This window comes from Anabaena sp. PCC 7108 (assembly GCF_000332135.1).
Classification (GTDB): domain Bacteria; phylum Cyanobacteriota; class Cyanobacteriia; order Cyanobacteriales; family Nostocaceae; genus Anabaena.
The window spans coordinates 4,075,136-4,093,059 of record NZ_KB235896.1; the positions used below are offsets into that span (position 1 = coordinate 4,075,136).

Annotated in this window: 13 protein-coding genes and 1 pseudogene; 10 read left to right on the top strand and 4 right to left on the bottom strand. The window is 39.0% G+C overall.

Features of this window, described 5'->3' with window-relative positions; all coding sequences use genetic code 11:
* Positions 1 to 171 precede the first annotated feature (171 nt).
* The gene (locus ANA7108_RS0119115; RefSeq protein WP_016952424.1) at positions 172 to 750 is read left to right on the top strand and encodes a thioredoxin family protein; all 579 of its coding nucleotides are present in this window, start codon (positions 172 to 174) and stop codon (positions 748 to 750) included.
* Between the two features lie 74 nt (positions 751 to 824).
* On the opposite strand, the pseudogene ANA7108_RS31030 reads toward ANA7108_RS0119115, so the two are convergent.
* Both ANA7108_RS31030 and ANA7108_RS0119120 read right to left on the bottom strand, forming a co-directional pair.
* Positions 825 to 1,004: pseudogene (locus ANA7108_RS31030) on the bottom strand (DUF6737 family protein); the annotation flags it as partial.
* 158 nt (positions 1,005 to 1,162) lie between these two features.
* Complete coding sequence (locus ANA7108_RS0119120; RefSeq protein WP_016952425.1) at positions 1,163 to 1,636, bottom strand: hypothetical protein; 474 nt, start codon at positions 1,634 to 1,636, stop codon at positions 1,163 to 1,165.
* A gap of 591 nt (positions 1,637 to 2,227) precedes the next feature.
* Here ANA7108_RS0119120 and ANA7108_RS0119125 point away from each other — a divergent pair.
* Both ANA7108_RS0119125 and ANA7108_RS0119130 read left to right on the top strand, forming a co-directional pair.
* Positions 2,228 to 2,689, top strand: coding sequence for a DUF1499 domain-containing protein (locus tag ANA7108_RS0119125; protein WP_016952426.1), 462 nt, complete (start codon positions 2,228 to 2,230; stop codon positions 2,687 to 2,689).
* Positions 2,690 to 2,790: 101 nt separating this feature from the next.
* The gene (locus ANA7108_RS0119130) at positions 2,791 to 3,225 is read left to right on the top strand and encodes an EVE domain-containing protein (protein WP_016952427.1); all 435 of its coding nucleotides are present in this window, start codon (positions 2,791 to 2,793) and stop codon (positions 3,223 to 3,225) included.
* Positions 3,226 to 3,349: 124 nt separating this feature from the next.
* On the opposite strand, the gene murG is transcribed toward ANA7108_RS0119130, so the two are convergent.
* Positions 3,350 to 4,423, bottom strand: a complete 1,074-nt coding sequence (gene murG, locus ANA7108_RS0119135; RefSeq protein WP_016952428.1) for an undecaprenyldiphospho-muramoylpentapeptide beta-N-acetylglucosaminyltransferase — start codon at positions 4,421 to 4,423, stop codon at positions 3,350 to 3,352.
* Positions 4,424 to 4,507: 84 nt separating this feature from the next.
* Here murG and ANA7108_RS0119140 point away from each other — a divergent pair, with 84 nt between their 5' ends.
* The 7 genes from ANA7108_RS0119140 (at position 4,508) to ANA7108_RS0119175 (ending at position 11,571) form a co-directional block, all read left to right on the top strand.
* Positions 4,508 to 5,317: a hypothetical protein gene (locus ANA7108_RS0119140; RefSeq protein WP_016952429.1), complete on the top strand. Its 810-nt coding sequence runs from the start codon at positions 4,508 to 4,510 to the stop codon at positions 5,315 to 5,317.
* Between the two features lie 621 nt (positions 5,318 to 5,938).
* Positions 5,939 to 7,420, top strand: coding sequence for a SulP family inorganic anion transporter (locus ANA7108_RS0119145; protein ID WP_016952430.1), 1,482 nt, complete (start codon positions 5,939 to 5,941; stop codon positions 7,418 to 7,420).
* 22 nt (positions 7,421 to 7,442) lie between these two features.
* A complete protein-coding gene (locus ANA7108_RS0119150; protein ID WP_016952431.1) occupies positions 7,443 to 8,306 on the top strand; it encodes a universal stress protein in 864 nt (287 codons plus the stop codon).
* 358 nt (positions 8,307 to 8,664) lie between these two features.
* A complete protein-coding gene (locus tag ANA7108_RS0119155) occupies positions 8,665 to 9,435 on the top strand; it encodes an SDR family oxidoreductase (RefSeq protein ID WP_016952432.1) in 771 nt (256 codons plus the stop codon).
* Between the two features lie 65 nt (positions 9,436 to 9,500).
* Positions 9,501 to 9,749: a regulatory protein SipA gene (gene sipA, locus ANA7108_RS0119160; RefSeq protein ID WP_016952433.1), complete on the top strand. Its 249-nt coding sequence runs from the start codon at positions 9,501 to 9,503 to the stop codon at positions 9,747 to 9,749.
* 50 nt (positions 9,750 to 9,799) lie between these two features.
* A complete protein-coding gene (locus ANA7108_RS0119165) occupies positions 9,800 to 10,357 on the top strand; it encodes a peroxiredoxin (protein WP_016952434.1) in 558 nt (185 codons plus the stop codon).
* A 344-nt stretch (positions 10,358 to 10,701) separates the two neighbouring features.
* The gene (locus tag ANA7108_RS0119175) at positions 10,702 to 11,571 is read left to right on the top strand and encodes a polyphosphate kinase 2 family protein (RefSeq protein WP_016952436.1); all 870 of its coding nucleotides are present in this window, start codon (positions 10,702 to 10,704) and stop codon (positions 11,569 to 11,571) included.
* Positions 11,572 to 12,059: 488 nt separating this feature from the next.
* On the opposite strand, the gene ANA7108_RS0119180 is transcribed toward ANA7108_RS0119175, so the two are convergent.
* Positions 12,060 to 17,717 (bottom strand): AAA family ATPase, encoded by a 5,658-nt coding sequence (locus ANA7108_RS0119180; protein ID WP_042490558.1) that lies wholly within the window; start codon positions 17,715 to 17,717, stop codon positions 12,060 to 12,062.
* Positions 17,718 to 17,924: the final 207 nt, after the last annotated feature.

Here is a 17,924-nt window from a genome sequence, read left to right on the forward strand (position 1 = left end):
AAATAATAGGTTTTGTTTCTGTTGTCAAGCTGAAAGGGCATATTTAACGTACTACAGAGGCAAAAATCAGGAATACGCTATTGGGTTTCTAAGTTTAAATCTGTCGCTTTTTTTTCAGACTGATATTACACTAGATAATGAAAATGCTTAATAAGTTTTAATAAATAAATTATGAGTACAGATACACCTGTGAAGCCAGAATCTACTGTTGGCGGGCGCTTGAAGAACTTCATCATCGTCATTGTAGCAATCGCTCTGAGTGTGTCACTATTTTTAGGACTCCGAACCCAGACAAATTCAGTCTCTCTGACTCAACTAGATCAAGCTTCCACACCTTTAGAAGTAGCAGTTAGCAATAATAAACCTAGTTTAGTAGAATTCTATGCCGATTGGTGTACGGTCTGCCAAAAAATGGCTCCAGCTATGGCGCAACTCAAACAGCAGTATGCTGACAAGCTGAACTTTGTCATGTTGAATGTAGACAATACCAAATGGTTGCCAGAAATGCTTAAATATCGGGTAGATGGCATTCCCCATTTTGTGTTTTTGGGCAAGCAAGGAGAAGGTGTAGCTGAAACAATTGGCGATATACCTCTTGCTGTCATGTCTAGCAATTTAGAAGCCTTAATAGCTGGTTCTGCTCTTCCCTATGCCCAAGCTAGTGGCCAAGTTTCCAAATTCTCCGCCCCAGTATCAGCCGTAGGTGGTCCAGATGACCCTCGTAGTCATGGTAGCCAAGTTGTCAATTAATTCGTAATTCGTAATCGTGCTTCCAATCCCGCTAGGGATACGTAATGGGTAATGAGTAATTAACTGCTCATTACCTAATTTTTATCTTCCAAAACACCACTGTGAATCATGAGTTTTGGACAGATTAACAAAAAGAAACCTATCCAAATTAATAAAGGAATAGCGACAAGAATTGTTAACTAAATGATTTTAAATATTAACCAGCTACCGCTAATTAATGTTATGCCTGTGAGAATTATTGACCAAGACTGACACTACTAAAGTTTATAATTCCAAGGATTTATCAAGTTTTGTGCAAACATTGTTTGTAATTAAAAAAAAGTTTTTTATCAAAAAAGACAAAATGCAAGGAGTAGAAATAAAAAGAAAACGATTGGTAGTAGTAATTTAATCTACTACAACCTGATCCATTTTAACGTCCATCAGGGTTCCATTTTTCTAGAGCTATGTATTCGTTCTGTACCAAATCTAAAGGCTCAATCACACCGCTAGAACTAGATACACGAAACCAATAGACTGGATTGGTAGTTTTATCTGGATGATTCTCAAACACTCTAACTACGTAGAAAGCAGCATCAATATTAGCAGAACTATCAACAGCTGCTGCAACACGGATACTACCTTTTGAAAGGTTTTCAATTTCTCGTGCTTTGCGTTGCACTTGTGGGAGATTCCAGACTAAATTGACGGCTTTTTTTGGATCTATGGTTTTAGTAGCTTTATCTGCTTTAGCCACAGTTGGTAAATAAGCTAATCTCTTCTGAATCAAGTTTTCCTGATTATTGCCAATATTTTCAATGCTTGCATATCCTCCTACTACTCCTAGAATGAATGACGCAATTAGAGGGTAATAATTGAATTCCTTCTTGGTGTTACCTCTAAACATAATGATGCACCTCCGTAACTATGTAATTTTTATCCCTGTATAACTAGAATACCAGGGGTTAGACCCCTTATGTCTATTCTGGTCAAGAGTTTAGATGCTGTTGTACTTAGATAGATCAGAGTTAGCGCATATTTTTTTAACCTCCATAAATCGCAATGCTGCATAGACAATAGCGATCCCCACTCCATACCATCCTATAACTAATCTGAGTATTTTCCTAGTTTTCTTGATCTTGCTATTCATGATCCCCATTCACTAAAAATTGTTAAATGGCTATTATCAAAAAGTTTAGAAACTTTAAATTATGTGGTAAAATTTGACTGGTTTAAGTAGTATCGCAGATTGAGAAAAGACTAATAAATTTTGTTGAAAACCACAATTACGAGTTAATTAATTACACCTTCCAAGCCTTAGGAGATGAAAATAACAACCACAGGGCAACCAAATGATAAATTAGATGTAGAGCATGGATAGCGATCGCCCGATTGGCAGATAAAATCTCATTCAGAAGATAGACTAGGTGTGAATATTGGGACTGAATAGTGGTATTGTAATAAACTTAATATTGTAATTGTAACCTTCAGAAAAACTATGTTATCACAGAAATTACAGGGTGTGATTTTGACAATATTCTTAACCCTAAATGTTTTCATGCTTCCTGGGATTACTTGGGCTGCTGGCTTAGGAATTGAGTCAGGTCATCTAGCTTCTTGTCCAGCTTCTCCAAACTGTGTTGTGAGTCAAAATGCTGATGCTGAACATACTATTGAACCGATTCCCTATCATCTAGACCATGATACAGCCAGAGAAATCTTACTAAAAGTTTTGACGGTGGTTCCTCGGACGGAAGTTATAGAACAGACAGATAATTACATTCATGCTCTTTCTAAAAGCCGTATTTTCAAATTTGTTGACGATGTAGAATTCTATTTACCCACTGATGAATCAGTCATTCATCTACGTTCAGCATCTCGCGTAGGAGATTCGGATCTGGGAGTCAATCGCAGACGTATGGAACAAATTCGTCTGGCTTTGCGCGATTTAAACATATAATTAAGCATCGGTTTCTTAACACTACACTTTCCCAAATAGCTCATGCTTTCCGATTGTAGATAAGTATCCTTAAAAATATGCTTTCAGTAAATTATTGGCTCATGAAATCAGAACCAGAAGTTTATAGTATTGCTGACCTACAACAACAGCATGAGACTATTTGGGACGGTGTACGTAATTATCAAGCTCGCAATTTTCTACGCCAAATGCAGTTAGGAGACTTAGCTTTTTTTTATCATTCCAATACTAATCCTCCCTGTATTGTGGGGTTAATGCGTGTGGTTAAAATAGACATTGCTGACCCCACACAATTTGAGCCAACTAGTAAATATTATGACTCTAAATCAACTCCTGAATCCCCCCGGTGGCAGACAGTAGGAGTAGAATTTGTTGAGATTTTCTCTAACTTTATCTCCCTATCGACACTCAAAGAAAATTTTAGCCCCGATGAGCTACTTTTAGTCAGACCAGGAAATCGGTTATCGGTAATGCCTGTATCATCAGCAGTAGCTCAGAAAATACGGACTTTAGCATAAAAACTGTTATTAACCGGACAAAAATTGGGCAGAAAAGCACGGGAAAAAGTCAAATTATGTAAAGAAGGCTAAAACCCTCCTTTTCCCTGCTTCCTACCTGATATCAACGACAAAATTCAGTTTCTTATTTCTCGACAACTTCCCGCACCAAAGCCGCTAACTTATCGGCACTATGAGGAGATGCGATCGCTTTAGCATTTTCTCCCATCTTGGCCAATTGGGCTGGAGACTGCAACAAATCTAAAACCCGCTTTTGTAATATTTCCGGTGTCAACTCTGACTGTTTAAAGGTTAAAGCTGCACCAACATCAGTAAAAACCGCAGCATTATAAGATTGATGATCTTCTGCTGCAAAAGGATAAGGTATTAAAATTGCTGGTGTACCACAGACCGCTAATTCTGTTAAACTCCCAGCACCAGAGCGACTAATAGCTAAATTAGCACGGCGCAATAAGGGAGCCATATTGTCATAAAAAGGTAACTCTATATACTGAGAATGTTGCAGACTTGCCGTTTCAGGATCTTGATCACCTGTTAAATGTACTACATAAGCACCAGCATCAAACCAAGCTGGTGCTGACTGACGCACTAATTTATTCACAGCTACTGCACCCTGACTACCACCAAAAACGACAATTAGAGGTACACCGTCAGGAATTGGTAAATCTAGAGTATCATTTATTCCCTGTTCTAGGAATTGAGAACGAACAGGAGTACCCACACAGACATTTTGGGAACGGGGTAAATACTTTGCAGCCACATCAAATCCCACAGCTACTACACTACACCAGGGTCCAAAAAAGCGAGTGACTTTACCAGGTAAAGCATTAGATTCATGAAAAACGACCGGTAAACCCAAAGAACGAGCCGCAATGACCCCAGGGCCAGCAATATAACCACCTGTGGTAAATAATCCTTGGAAATTACCCTGTTTGAGAATGCGTCTGACTTGGAGAATTGAACCGAGAAGCTTAATCAAAATTCGCAATGAAGAAAAGCCAAAACCTTGCTGAAACCCTTCAACCGCAATTGTATTCAAAGGATATTGGTCTGGGACAAGCTGAGTTTCTAGTCGGTTGGGGACACCCAGCCATTCAATTTCATAGTTTGGCAGTTTTTGCGCCAGTGCGATCGCTGGAAACAAATGTCCACCAGTCCCACTAGCAGCTATTAATAATTTTATGGGTGCGTTTGCCATTCAAGCCATACCATTTAGCGCCTAGCTTAACTAAGATAGAACAAATTCCTTACATTCTCTAATCAAATCAGTAAACTATTACTAATGACTAACAATATTGCTTTATTAATGAAACTCAACAAAAAAGTTACTAGTGGCATTTCTCTGCTATCGTTGCTCATAACACTCAGTGTCAGCCATACTGGGTATTTTGCTCAAGCCGCTACACCTGATAATGCACCTGCATCACTCAAAAACCTGTTAACACAAATTGATACAGCTGCTAGTCGTGGTGATATTAAAGGAGTAATGCAATTTTACAGCCCTAATTTCACTCATGGCGATGGCTTAAACCGCCAAACAATGGAACAAGCCTTAACGTCTTTTTGGAAACGTTATCCCCAATTACGCTACAGCACACGTCTGCAATCTTGGAAATCTGAAGGTAATACCATCATTGCCGAAACCGTCACTAACATCACAGGTTTACCCTCTTCTAACAGTAGTAATATGGCTCTTAACGCTACGATTACTTCACGTCAGCGTCTTAGTGGTACAAAAATCCTACGCCAAGATATCTTATCAGAACGCACTCAACTCAGCTCTGGTAGCAAACCACCCCAAATAGAAATTAACCTACCACAACAGGTAAAAGTTGGACAGCAATATAACTTTGATGCTATTGTCCAAGAACCATTGGGTAATGATTTTATCCTAGGTAGTGCGCTAGAAGAAACTATCCAACCTAGTAAATATCTCAAACCCACAGATGTAAATTTAGAATTACTGAGCGCTGGTGGACTGTTTAAAATCGGACGCGCACCATCTACTCCCGGTAATCAATGGATTTCGGCGGTAATTCTGCGTAATGATGGCATGACAATGATTACTCAGCGTTTAGTTGTGAAAAAGTAATAACTTAGTCAGTGGTAAATAAATATAGCGTTTCCCAGTCTAATGAAGTACACACCAATTTATTCACTGTTCCCTGTTAAGAGTTCCCTGTTCCCTAAAACGAAAAAACTTTGTACCTCACTAGCATGGGAATGGCTATACCACTGATTGATGTGTGAGATTGATTGTCCTTTGTGTTTCATGGAAAAGAAAAAGTGTTGTCGTATTTATTACCAGAAATGAAAATATAAATTATAAATTATAAATTATAAATCTTCTTGATATAGCAACAGACAGGGCGCTGAGGACAGCAACTGATTATAAAAGCTAGATCCCAAAAGACTTTTCAGACTGTCACCTGTTATATCATGTCCAGTTGTTCGCGTAGCGTCTCGTCAAAGATATACTTATCATTTAGACTGACGCTCAAGACACGGAGAATTTTTTTTGATAAGTGATTAGGCGGACATGATATTAAGAGTCACCTGCTATAAGTGAGAATTTTTAGGTGTAGTTATTGAGATTCAAACCATGCAAAGCTGAGTCTGTCTCTAAAATTTCCAGCAGACAAAAGAAATGGAATCGGGAAGTGTTCTCTGTATAATTTCCTGTGTCCTAAATTGAACTAAAGCGGAGGATGATTTGAATACAACAGTTTTACAGCGAGAGTGGTTATCCAACGTCAAAACAGACATCTTGTCAGGAACTCTAGTCGCCTTAGCACTGATTCCCGAAGCGATCGCATTTTCGATTATCGCAGGTGTAGATCCAAAAGTTGGCCTATATGCCTCATTTATTATCGCTGTCGTCACAGCTTTCGTTGGTGGAAGACCAGGTTTAATCTCAGCCGCTACAGGTGCAATGGCACTACTGATGATTACTTTGGTGAAAAACCACGGACTAGAATATCTGTTTGCCGCCACAATTTTAACAGGTATAATCCAGATTATTTTTGCCCGACTGAAATTAGGTAATAAGCTCAAATACGTCCCCCGTGCAGTCATGACTGGCTTTGTCAATGCCCTAGCCATTCTCATCTTCATGGCGCAGTTACCGCAACTCATCAACGTTCCTTGGCAAGTATATCCAATGCTGGCTGGTGGTCTGTCCATCATTTACATATTGCCACGATTTACCAAAGCAGTACCTTCACCCTTAGTTGCCATTATTGTGTTAACAGCCATTGCCATCATCGGTAAAATTGATGTGCCAACTGTAGGTGATATGGGTGAATTACCCACGACTTTACCCTTTTTCAAACTTCCTCAAATACCACTCAACTTAGAAACACTCCAGATCATCTTTCCCTATGCCATCACTTTATCAATTGTGGGTTTGCTGGAGTCATTATTGACAGCATCATTAGTTGATGAACTGACAGATACTCCCAGTGATAAAAATAAAGAAGCTCAAGGTCAGGGAATTGCTAATATCATGACTGGGTTCTTTGGGGGTATGGCAGGTTGTGCCATGATTGGTCAGTCAGTAATTAACATCAAATCGGGTGGACGTACCCGTCTTTCTACCTTGGTTGCAGGTGTATTCTTACTGTTTTTTATTCTGGCATTAGGCACTTGGGTAAAACAAATCCCCATGGCCTCACTAGTAGCAGTAATGATTATGGTTTCTATTGGTACTTTTAGTTGGACTTCATTAACAACTCTACATCTAGTCCCTAGAAGTGAAACCGCCGTGATGCTAACAACTGTCTTAGTCACTGTACTGACCCATAACTTGGCAATGGGAGTTATTGTCGGCATAGTGATGAGTACAGTCTTCTTTTCCCGCAAAATTGCCAAAGTAGTATTTGTGGACAAAGTTCCCAATTCTGACCAAAGCCACCGCATATATAATGTTTCTGGTCCATTATTCTTTTTATCAATAGAAGAATTTATAGCGGCATTTGATTTTCAAGAAAACTTAGATTCGGTGAAAATTGATTTAACTAACGCCCATATTTGGGATCAAGCAGCAGTTGCAGCCATTGATAAAATCGTGATTAAATTTCGCCGTAATGGTGTAGAAGTAGACCTAGCAGGACTCAATGAAGCCAGTGCTACATTACTGAAAAAATTAGCTCTTCACGACAAATCAACGGATTTGGACAACTTGGCTGGTCACTAAATTAGCAAACAGGGCATCAATAATGAAAAGAATTCTTGTCTGCACAGATGGTTCATGTTTCTCTCAAAGTAGCTATCAATATGCTGCTTGGTTAGCACCACGTTTACAAGCCTCTATCGAAGTCCTGTTTGTCAGTGATATTCGCGCTCAAAAAGCTGTTTCCACTGGAGATTTTAGTGCCACTTTAGGTATCGACGCTTCCCGTGAACTTCTCAACCAGTTAGTAGATTTAGAACACGAAAAAGCTAGAATAAACCATCACAAAGCCCAATTGACACTACAAGCCGCAGCACAGTTTTTTACAAAACAAGGAATCAGCGAGGTGAAACTTACTCACCATACTGGTTTTTTGGTGGATAGTTTCCATGAATTTGAGGCACAAGCTGATTTAGTCATATTGGGTAAACGTGGTGAAAATGCCGAGTTTGCTTCAGGACATTTAGGTGCAAATGTAGAACGGGTATTGCGTTCTAGTAGTAAGCCCAGCTTTGTGACATCGAGGAATTATCAACCGATTAACCGCATTCTTTTAGCTGATGATGGTGGTAAGAGTTGCCAAAAGGCATTAGAGTTTTTAATTACCTCACCCGCTTTTAAAGGGCTAGAATTACATCTGCTGACTGTGGCGAAAAAACCAGGGGATGAAGCAGCACAAGCCTATTTAAAAACTGCCGAACACCAAGTCAAAGCAGGTGGTTTTATCCCAATTTGTCAACTTATCCAAGGTAATCCAGAACAGGAAATAGCCCGCTATGTGGAAGCCCAAAACATAAATCTCCTGATTATGGGAGCCTATGGACATAGCCGGATTCGTCATTTAGTTATTGGTAGCACAACAGCACAAATACTGCGAGGTAGTCATATTCCTGTTTTGCTATTCCGGTAGATTTCATGACTTAGCTGGTCTTGTTGATTTAAGAACTTATCGCTAACTTGATATTTGAGATTTTAGAGCAAATTAGCGATAAGTTACAAATTCAGAGGGAACAGGAAGCAACTCTTAACAGGAAAAACTCATGTTTAAAAACATGAGATTGAAATAATGACACTGTTTTTTTCGTCTCACTCTCCTTGTAAAAACATCCTTTTTTTTGACTGAGCTTTAAACTCTTAAACTTTAGTTTTTTATTTGTTCCCTGTTCCCTTCTTTTGTAAGCTTGGCAAAAATATGCGGTAATAAAATAGGACTATGATGCCTAAAGTGAGAAATTTCCTCATTTGGCATTTTTAATTTTGAAGTACTTATGCTCTCTCTAGAAAACCAAATCGTATTCATCACAGGTGCAAGTAGCGGAATTGGTGCAGCTTGCGCCAAAATCTTCGCTAATGCAGGTGCAAAACTGATATTAGCCGCTCGACGGTACGATCGCTTGCAAGAATTTGCTAAAACCTTAAATTTACGGGCTGACAAAATCCATTTATTGCAACTAAATGTGTGCAATCGCGCATCAGTCGAATCCACTATCTCTAATTTACCCCCAGCTTGGTCAAATATTGACATCTTAATCAACAACGCCGGATTAAGTCGCGGTTTAGATAAACTGCATGAAGGCGATATTCAAGATTGGGAAGAAATGATTGATACTAATATCAAAGGTTTGCTTTACCTCACCCGCTACGTAGTTCCCGGTATGGTTGCCCGTAATCGAGGTCATGTAATTAACCTTGGTTCCATCGCCGGACATCAAACTTACCCCGGTGGTAACGTCTATTGTGGAACCAAAGCCGCAGTCAAAGCCATTTCCGAAGGTTTGAAACAAGATTTATTAGGTACTCCCATTCGTGTAACATCTGTTGATCCGGGAATGGTAGAAACAGAATTTAGTGAAGTCCGTTTTCATGGTGATACAGAACGGGCTAAAAAAGTTTATCAGGGAGTTACTCCCCTTACCCCTGATGATGTTGCTGATGTCATATTTTTCTGTGCCACGCGATCGCCTCACGTTAATATTAACGAAGTCATACTCATGCCCGTTGACCAAGCTAGTGCAACCTTAGTTAACCGACGCATTTAAACAACCTAATTGGGCAAATCCCTGCTAAAAATTAAGAGTTCCTGCACATTCCCAACCATCTTAAAATGTCCCCAGAATTTCCTATTGGTAGTAAAGTCCGTGTCGTCGCACTACCACCCTACATCAAAACCGCTGACCCAATGCCCATGCTACGCCCTCCCAACGTCATTAGCATTGGCGAAGAAGGTATAGTCCTTGACCGTCGTCCCGGAGGATATTGGGGCGTGCGCTTTGGAATGGGAGCCTTTCTCATAGAGAGCCAATACATTGAAAGCACAGAAAAACTTCCTGAATCTCAACCCGAACCAGAATAGCAGCCATCAAGGATGATAACTTAACATAAGTTATTATTCAGGTTGAGACAATGATTTCCCGCCGCACTTTTATCAGCATCTTATTTGCCGCTTGTTTGTCCCTGATGAGTTGGTTAAACTTCACCCCCACCGCTCATGCTTTAGGTGGTAAACTACCGACAATTAACCAACCAGCACCAGAGTTTACATTACCCACCAATACAGGAGAGGGCAAAATTTCCCTCTCTGACTTGCGTGGTAAATGGGTAGTTCTGTATTTTTATCCCAAAGATTTCACATCTGGCTGCACAATCGAAGCACGTCGTTTTCAGCAAGATTTGCCCAAATACATCGAAAAAAATGCGGAAATTATCGGTGTTAGTGCAGATGACATTGATTCCCATGCCGAATTTTGTGACTCAGAAGGGTTAAAATTCCCTTTATTAGCTGATACTAACGGCGCAGTTAGTAAAACTTACGGTTCTTGGATAGGCTATGTATCTATGCGCCACAGTTTTATCATCGATCCTCAGGGCGTTCTCCGTGATACTTTTGTGAAAGTGAACCCAAATATTCACAGTGCAGAAGTTTTAGCGCGACTGGAAAAACTACAGTCAGCCGCTTCTTAATTCAAATTTCCATAAGTTAAAACACAGAGGGATTAAAAGTTAGTTGAATTTATTAACATTTATTTTGTCTCCTCTGTGTTCTCTATTTTCTCTGAAGTGATCACCTCTTTTTTATGAATAATTAGTAATTCCTTATTCTCTCCGTGTCTCCGTGTCCCCGTGTCCCCGTGTCCCCGTGTCCCCGCGTCTCCGCGTCTCCGTGTCTCCGCATCTCCGCGTCTCCGCGTCTCCGTGTCTCCGTGTCCCCGCATCTCCGCATCTCCGCGTCTCCGCGTCTCCGTGTCTCCGCATCTCCGCGTCTCTGCGTCTCCACATCTCCCCTCCCAATTCAGGTAATATTTCAAATGAATCATGATCCTTTTATAGTTCCACCCGGTACAAAGATTTCTTTAAAAAATGACTATAATCCAAGTTATCAAACATCATCTGAGGAAAAAGTCGATGCTAACATAAAATTAACAGCAGGTATTCAACAATTAGCTAATTATCAAAATATTCTTTATGCTCAAAACACCTATGCCTTGCTGATTATTTTTCAAGCAATGGATGCTGCTGGTAAAGATAGCACCATTAAACACGTAATGTCTGGTATTAATCCCCAAGGATGTCAGGTTTTTAGTTTCAAAGCACCAAGTGCAGAAGAATTAGACCATGATTATTTATGGCGATCAATGAAGGCTCTACCAGAACGGGGACGAATTGGCATATTTAACCGTTCATACTATGAAGAAGTACTAGTTGTGCGCGTACATCCAGAAATTCTAGAAAAACAACAACTGCACTGTATTCCTAAAGGTAAACAGATATGGCAACAGCGTTTTGAGGAAATTAATAATTTTGAGAAATATTTAGTAAATAATGGAATTATTGTCCTCAAGTTTTTTCTTAATGTTTCTAAAAAAGAACAGAAAAAGCGCTTTTTAGACCGAATTAACTCACCAGAAAAACATTGGAAATTTTCAGATAGTGATGTAAAAGAGCGTGCTTTTTGGGATGATTATATGAATGCTTATGAAGAAGTTTTTAATCACACTAGCACTGAATTTGCACCTTGGTATATTATTCCTGCTGATCGTAAATGGTTTACAAGGTTGATAGTCGCCGATATTATCTGTAAAAAATTACAAGAATTAAATTTACAATATCCAACTCTGACTGAAGAGCATAAACAGCGACTTTTAGAAGCTAAGAAAATGTTGGAAAGTGAAGATTAACTTACAATAATATTTCTCGTACTGTCACCTGTTAAGAATCACCTCCTGTATATTAGGACTAGCCCTTTCAAGGTGACTAACGAAGATACGTCGTTTCAGTGCTATCATCTTGACTCTTAGGTTCATATTTTGGGTTTTTTGAAGGTTGAAATAACCAATCTTCGTTCCAAATTTCACCACCTTGAAAGGGCTAATATTAGGACTTACGCATTGACAGAAAATACAAAATATGGATTATAAAAAAAACCGATATGTCGTAGGGGTTTAGCATTGCTAAATCCCTACAGCACGGATCTATTTAAGTAAGTGGGCGTTAAAAAATATAATATAAACCTAACCCCCCAACCTACCAGGGGAGAGGTTTGGAAGCGAGGTTTTATATTTAATTGTGCCAAGCTATTTACCATCAAAGTAATCATTAATCAAAGCCTAAAACGACCTATTTTCGTAGAAATCATACCATGATTAATTTGTACAGTGCGTAAGTCCTATATATTAGGAAGGGTGAAATAAAAAGTTGCACCTTGATCCACCGCTGCTTCAGCCCAAATGCGTCCACCGTGACGTTGAATGATTCTTTGGACAATTGCTAGTCCAATACCTGTACCTTTAAATTCTTGTTCGCGGTGCAGACGTTGGAAAACCCCAAACAAATTATCAGCATACTGCATATCAAACCCTGACCCATTATCGCTGATAAAGTACACTCCTTCGTTATCGATAACTTCATAACCTATTTGAATATGGGCAATGGATTTGTAGCTAGTGTATTTAATCGCATTTGATAACAAGTTGATCCAGACTTGTGCAAGCAGGGAACGGTCAGCTTGACAGATGGGTAAATCAGCGATCGCAAATTCAATCTGACGGCCTGAGTATTCTGGAGTCAAATCACACAGCACCTGTTGAATTAACTTATTGACTAACACAGGCTGCTTAGACATTGCCTTGCGATCCAAACGGGATAAATTCAACAGATCATCAATTAATTCACCCATGCGTTTAGCATTATCTCGAATAATTTTTAAGTAACGATTGGCTTCGGTATCCAGTTGTTCACTGTAGTCTTCTTGCATCATTCTCGAAAAGCCATCAATTGCCCGTAAAGGCGCTCGCAAATCATGGGAAACAGAATAAGAAAACGACTCCAACGCCTTGTTAGCAGATTCTAATTGAGCAGTTCGTTGTTTTACCCGTTCTTCCAACTCGGCATTAAGTTGACGGACTTCTGCCTCTATAGCTTTGAGGGTACTAATATCCCGGACAATCGTAGAAAAATATTCCACACTGCCATCTGTTGCTTTGTGAGCAATCAGCATTTGGGAAACTGGAATTTCTCTGCCATCACTGTCCAATAAAGCTATTTCACCAACCCAAGACCCATCTCGAATCGCTGCTGGTATCCCCTCGTTTTGCAGAATCTCTAGCGCCCATTGGGGATGATAGTTGGCAACGCTCAAGGTAGAAAGGTTTGCATCTGAGGAAATGCCAAGCAGTTTACGACATTGAGCATTATTCCAGAGGATATTGCCTTGGGAGTCTGCCATGCCAACGTAGTCTGTAGTGGCTTCCAGCATGGCAATTAAGCGATCACGGTCTTTTTCTGCTTTTTGGCGATCGCTAATTTCCGCCCGTAAAGAGGCATTCAATTCTGCCTGATACTTTAATAACCGAGCATTGTCAATAGAAATAGCTGCCCGACTAGAAAGTAACCGCAGGATTTCAATTCGCTCTGGAGTAAAGGCATTAGTAGTGAGATTGTTTTCTAAAAAGATAATTCCCGTCAGTTTTCCCCGATTCAACAAGGGCGCACACAGAATTGATTTCGATTGGTGCTGCATAATCCAAGGATCAGATTGAAAGTTACCTTTTTGAGCAGCATGATCGAGAATGACACTTTCTTGAGTGCGAACCACATAATTAATCAGGGCAGTTGGTAAATAACAAGTACCGTTTTTTGAGCCTAATTCTAAAGGAATTGATTGTAAAACGGCTATTTTTTCATCATCAAAAGACCCAATCGCTTCAATCCGCCATTCGTCTTCTGTTGGCAAAATTAAGTAACCTGTTTGCGCCCCAGCATTCTCAATCAAAATAGTCATTAGTTTTGCCAGGAGTTTATCTAAGAGGATTTCACTGGAAATGGACTGAGACGCTTTCAACACCGTTTCTAAGTCAAGTCCTGCTAACTCAGTTGTAGTCAATTGTGTAGTGTCAACTTTATCTATTCTGGTTCTTGTAAATCCCAGTTCTAGCAATTCGGAATAACGTCTTTTCAAATCCTCAACTTTAGCTGTTGCCCCCCATCTTAAATAACTATATTGCGCCTCTTTTAGATAGGTTTTGGCGACAGTTATCCGATGATTGGCCAGATGAAACTTAGCAGCTAGTTCATTGGCCAAAGCTTCCTCCTGAAGATAGTTATTTTCTGCTGCAAGAGCGATGGACTTTTCATAATTATCCATCGCCTCCACTTGCTGTCCTAAAACCCGGTGACGCTCTGCCTCAACTAAATAAAATTTATGCAAATGATTCATCGGGGCATATTCCGCCCATTGCTGGCTTTTTTCCTGATTTATTGCTACTTTTTCGAGAATCAGAGCCTGTTTTTTGGCATCAGATTGTTGATATACAGCTAAATAAGTTAAAGAACCATAAAAATAAATTAATGAATATTTAAAAGCAGCAGTTAACGCCTCAGAAAATGCTTCAACTAATTCAGCATTTTCCCAAGCTTGTTGATAGTCTTCAAACAAATAACCCAGAATTAACTTATTCAGATAAACACTACAAATAGCGTACTGCACATTATTAGCTTGGTGCTGCGGCATCATGATCTGCTCATCATAAGCCTCCCCAACTAAGCGACAGGGATTATCAGCCTGACCTCGCAAATTTAAAACAGTTTGGCGAAAAATTTTCAGAAAACTTAGAGCAGTTCCCTGGCGAATTTGATGGATAGCATGATCAAACATTTCTGTCTCTTGCTCCATCTCTCCCAAATTTCTCCCCGTACAAAAAGAAATCCCCGTATAATTGTAGAGCGCATAAGCTCCATGTTCTAACTCTCCAGTATCCAGTCCAATTTGATAGGTTTCTAACAATGGCGACAATGAATCCTGGGCGTGTCGTTTCCAGGGGCGAACAAAAGCATGAACAATATTATAAGTTTTGGCTTTTAAGTTCTTGTTTTTTAAATCATCTACCAAAGCCAATGCAGCTTCACCTGATTGATAACTAATATCAATATCACCTCCTAATCCTGCTTGAATTAAGCCATACCAAGAATAACTAGAAGCAGATGTTGGTGCATTGCCATAATTGAGAGATAGCTCAATTTGCTTGCACACAATTAGAGGAAATAATTTAGATGTAGATTGATGAGAAGCTGTCACAACTGTTACTAAAATCCGCATCATTGCTAAATAATTCGGGTTGGTCATTTCTGGCAGATTAATTAATTCTTCCAGAGTGTAGCTAGAGAATTTCCGTTTAGTTTGTTCCTGGATTTGTTGAATTTTTTCTGGGCTGAGATCTTCAGGAAATTCTACACCTAGCTGCTTGAGAATTATCAGTGCAGTTTTTTCTGCTAAGGGTAAATTATTCTGAGCAATATAACTTTGAATTTTTGTTGTATACACTTTTACAGTGTCTAAAGGGCTAAGAGCTTGATGTAATAAAATTTTTGCCTGGCGCTCCATTTGTGCAAAATCACCGCTCAAAAAAGCCGCTTCAACTGCTTCTCCAAACAGATTTAAAGTGAGTTGATATTGGCTATACCAACAATCATCTGCTAATAATTCAATTCCCTTATTCAAGCACACAAAGGCAGTTCCATAAGCCGTTGCTGTTTTGGATTTTTTGCCAGCAATTAAATTTAGCTGGGCAAATTGTTCTCTTTGGATGCCATCTTTAACTAGCTCAGTAGCGATATTTAAATGATTGACAATTTCAAAAATTCTTTCTTCTTGTTCTGCGTCCGATGTTTCCTTTAATAGCAGTTCCCCAATTTTTAGGTGAGTCTGTTTTTTCTGAGAATCGGGAATGAGTGAGTAAGATGCTTGCTGAACCCGATCATGCAAAAATTTATAAACAATTGTCAACTTCTCACCAGGCAGACTTGCAGATATGTCTTGCTCATATAGGAGAGGAATCTGATAGAACTGACTGAGTGGAATCACTAAACCAGATTCCAGTGCTGGCCATAAATCTATTCCTGTTTCTGATTGTGAATTTTCATTAATAATTGCCAAAACGTCTAAACTAAATTTATTTCCCACACAGGCAGCTAACTTTAAAATATTTTGCGTAATTAGTGGCAGTCTTTGAACTTCACTAATCATTAATTCAACGACATTATCAGTTATGTTAATATCTTGGATAACTTTTATATCCCATTGCCAATAACCTGAATTAAACTCAAAAAACAATAAATTGTCTTCATAAAGAGACTTGAGTAATTGAGTTAAGAAAAAAGGATTACCTTGGGTTTTCTGAAAAACCAATTCAGCTAATGAATGTGCCGGAGAAACTGTTGTGTGCAGAGTATCAGCTACTAATTGATTGACATGAGTAATATTCAAAAACCGGAGGATGATATTATTCACAATTGCCCCAGTTTTTTCAATCTCCTCCAAAGTTAGCATTAACGGATGAGTAGAACTTACCTCATTATCTCGATATGCCCCAATTAGCAATAGATATTGACTATCGGGGTCTAAGATAATTAGCTGGATGAGTTTAAGGGAAGACAAATCTGCCCACTGTAAATCATCTAGAAAAAAAACTAGGGGATGTTCGGGTTGACTAAATACATGAATAAATCTTTGAAATACTCGATTAAATCTGTTTTGTGATTCAGATGGACTTAATTGCAAAACTGCTGGCTGAGAGCCAATAATTCGTTCTACTTCGGGAATAACATCAATAATTACTTGGCCATTAGCACCAAGGGCTGTTAAAAGTTTATATTTCCAAACAGCTATTTTTTCATCGGTTTCTGTCAGCAGTTGTGCCATCAAATCCTGAAATGCTTGAATCAAGGCAGCAAAAGGTATATTCCGTTTAAACTGGTCAAATTTACCAGAGATAAAATAACCCCGTTGGCGGACAATCGGTTTATGAACTTCATGAACTAAGCAAGATTTACCAATACCTGAGTAACCAGAAACTAGCATCATTTCTGTGCTACCAGAGCTAACGCGCTCAAAAGCTGCTAACAGAGTCGCAACTTCAGCTTCTCGTCCATAGAGCTTTTGGGGGATTGAAAATTTGCTATATAAATCTAGCTTACCAATAGCAAAATGAGAGATATCACCATTCGTTTCCCATTGAGTTAGACAAGTTTCTAAATCAGCTTTTAGCCCTAAAGCACTTTGATATCTATCTTCAGCATTTTTAGCCAACAATTTCATCACAATATCGGCAACTACTGGAGGAATATTTGGATTTAACTGTTGAGGTGAGATAGGTTGTTTAGCAATATGACAATGAATAAATTCTAAAGTATCAGCAGCATTAAATGGTAGACAACCTGTGAGCATTTGATAAAAAGTCACACCTAAAGAATAGAAATCAGTCCGGTAGTCTAGGCAACGGTTCATTCTCCCTGTTTGCTCTGGAGATATGTAAGCCAGCGTTCCCTCTAATACTGTGGGACTTTTGAAAGTTAAGGTTTCTTGGGATAGAGCAGTTGAAATACCAAAGTCAATAATTTTAAGTTGTTGTGTTTCTGAATTAAAAACAATATTGGATGGATTAATATCTTTATGAATTATTTTGGCACTATGAATATCATTTAAAATTTTAGTTATTTGAATAGCCAAGTTGAGAAATTCTGTTAAGGTAAACTTGCTTGTAGCTATCCTATTAGCTAAAGATTCACCCCCGAAATCCTCTAGGATGATGATAAAAGTATTTTGATATGGCTGTAAATCGTAAGACTTAATTACACCTTCGAGTGATAAGCTGTGGGTAATTTCATATTCGAGTTTATATCGGGTAATTTCTTCTGGTGTAGGGTATTCTTTGGTCAAAATCTTGAAAATTACTGGCAAACTATCCCGTTCACGAATTCCTCTATAAACCTGTGAAGTAGGACTTTTGTGGATTTTTTTCTGAATTTGATAACCCGGAATTGTCATCATAGTTCAACCACCTTTCATAGGTACATTAATCCAGAAATACCGATTGATGGTAAATCTATATTCTACAATAATTTAACTTCTGATTAACTCATTTATCTACACTAGAAGCATTGGCAAGTTAAGTTAACTGAAGGCGTGTAGCTCAAAAAAAACTATCTCTCCCTTGAGCGTAAGCAAGGGCATGATTAGCCAGCCATTTGAACACCA

What these genes read in the sequence shown, in the direction of transcription:
- ANA7108_RS0119115 (WP_016952424.1), top strand. Translation starts at nt 172, where the DNA reads ATGAGTACAGATACACCTGTGAAGCCAGAATCTACTGTTGGCGGGCGC.
- ANA7108_RS0119120 (WP_016952425.1), bottom strand. Translation starts at nt 1,636, where the DNA reads ATGTTTAGAGGTAACACCAAGAAGGAATTCAATTATTACCCTCTAATT.
- ANA7108_RS0119125 (WP_016952426.1), top strand. Translation starts at nt 2,228, where the DNA reads ATGTTATCACAGAAATTACAGGGTGTGATTTTGACAATATTCTTAACC.
- ANA7108_RS0119130 (WP_016952427.1), top strand. Translation starts at nt 2,791, where the DNA reads ATGAAATCAGAACCAGAAGTTTATAGTATTGCTGACCTACAACAACAG.
- murG (WP_016952428.1), bottom strand. Translation starts at nt 4,423, where the DNA reads ATGGCAAACGCACCCATAAAATTATTAATAGCTGCTAGTGGGACTGGT.
- ANA7108_RS0119140 (WP_016952429.1), top strand. Translation starts at nt 4,508, where the DNA reads ATGACTAACAATATTGCTTTATTAATGAAACTCAACAAAAAAGTTACT.
- ANA7108_RS0119150 (WP_016952431.1), top strand. Translation starts at nt 7,443, where the DNA reads ATGAAAAGAATTCTTGTCTGCACAGATGGTTCATGTTTCTCTCAAAGT.
- ANA7108_RS0119155 (WP_016952432.1), top strand. Translation starts at nt 8,665, where the DNA reads ATGCTCTCTCTAGAAAACCAAATCGTATTCATCACAGGTGCAAGTAGC.
- sipA (WP_016952433.1), top strand. Translation starts at nt 9,501, where the DNA reads ATGTCCCCAGAATTTCCTATTGGTAGTAAAGTCCGTGTCGTCGCACTA.
- ANA7108_RS0119165 (WP_016952434.1), top strand. Translation starts at nt 9,800, where the DNA reads ATGATTTCCCGCCGCACTTTTATCAGCATCTTATTTGCCGCTTGTTTG.
- ANA7108_RS0119175 (WP_016952436.1), top strand. Translation starts at nt 10,702, where the DNA reads ATGAATCATGATCCTTTTATAGTTCCACCCGGTACAAAGATTTCTTTA.
- ANA7108_RS0119180 (WP_042490558.1), bottom strand. Translation starts at nt 17,717, where the DNA reads ATGATGACAATTCCGGGTTATCAAATTCAGAAAAAAATCCACAAAAGT.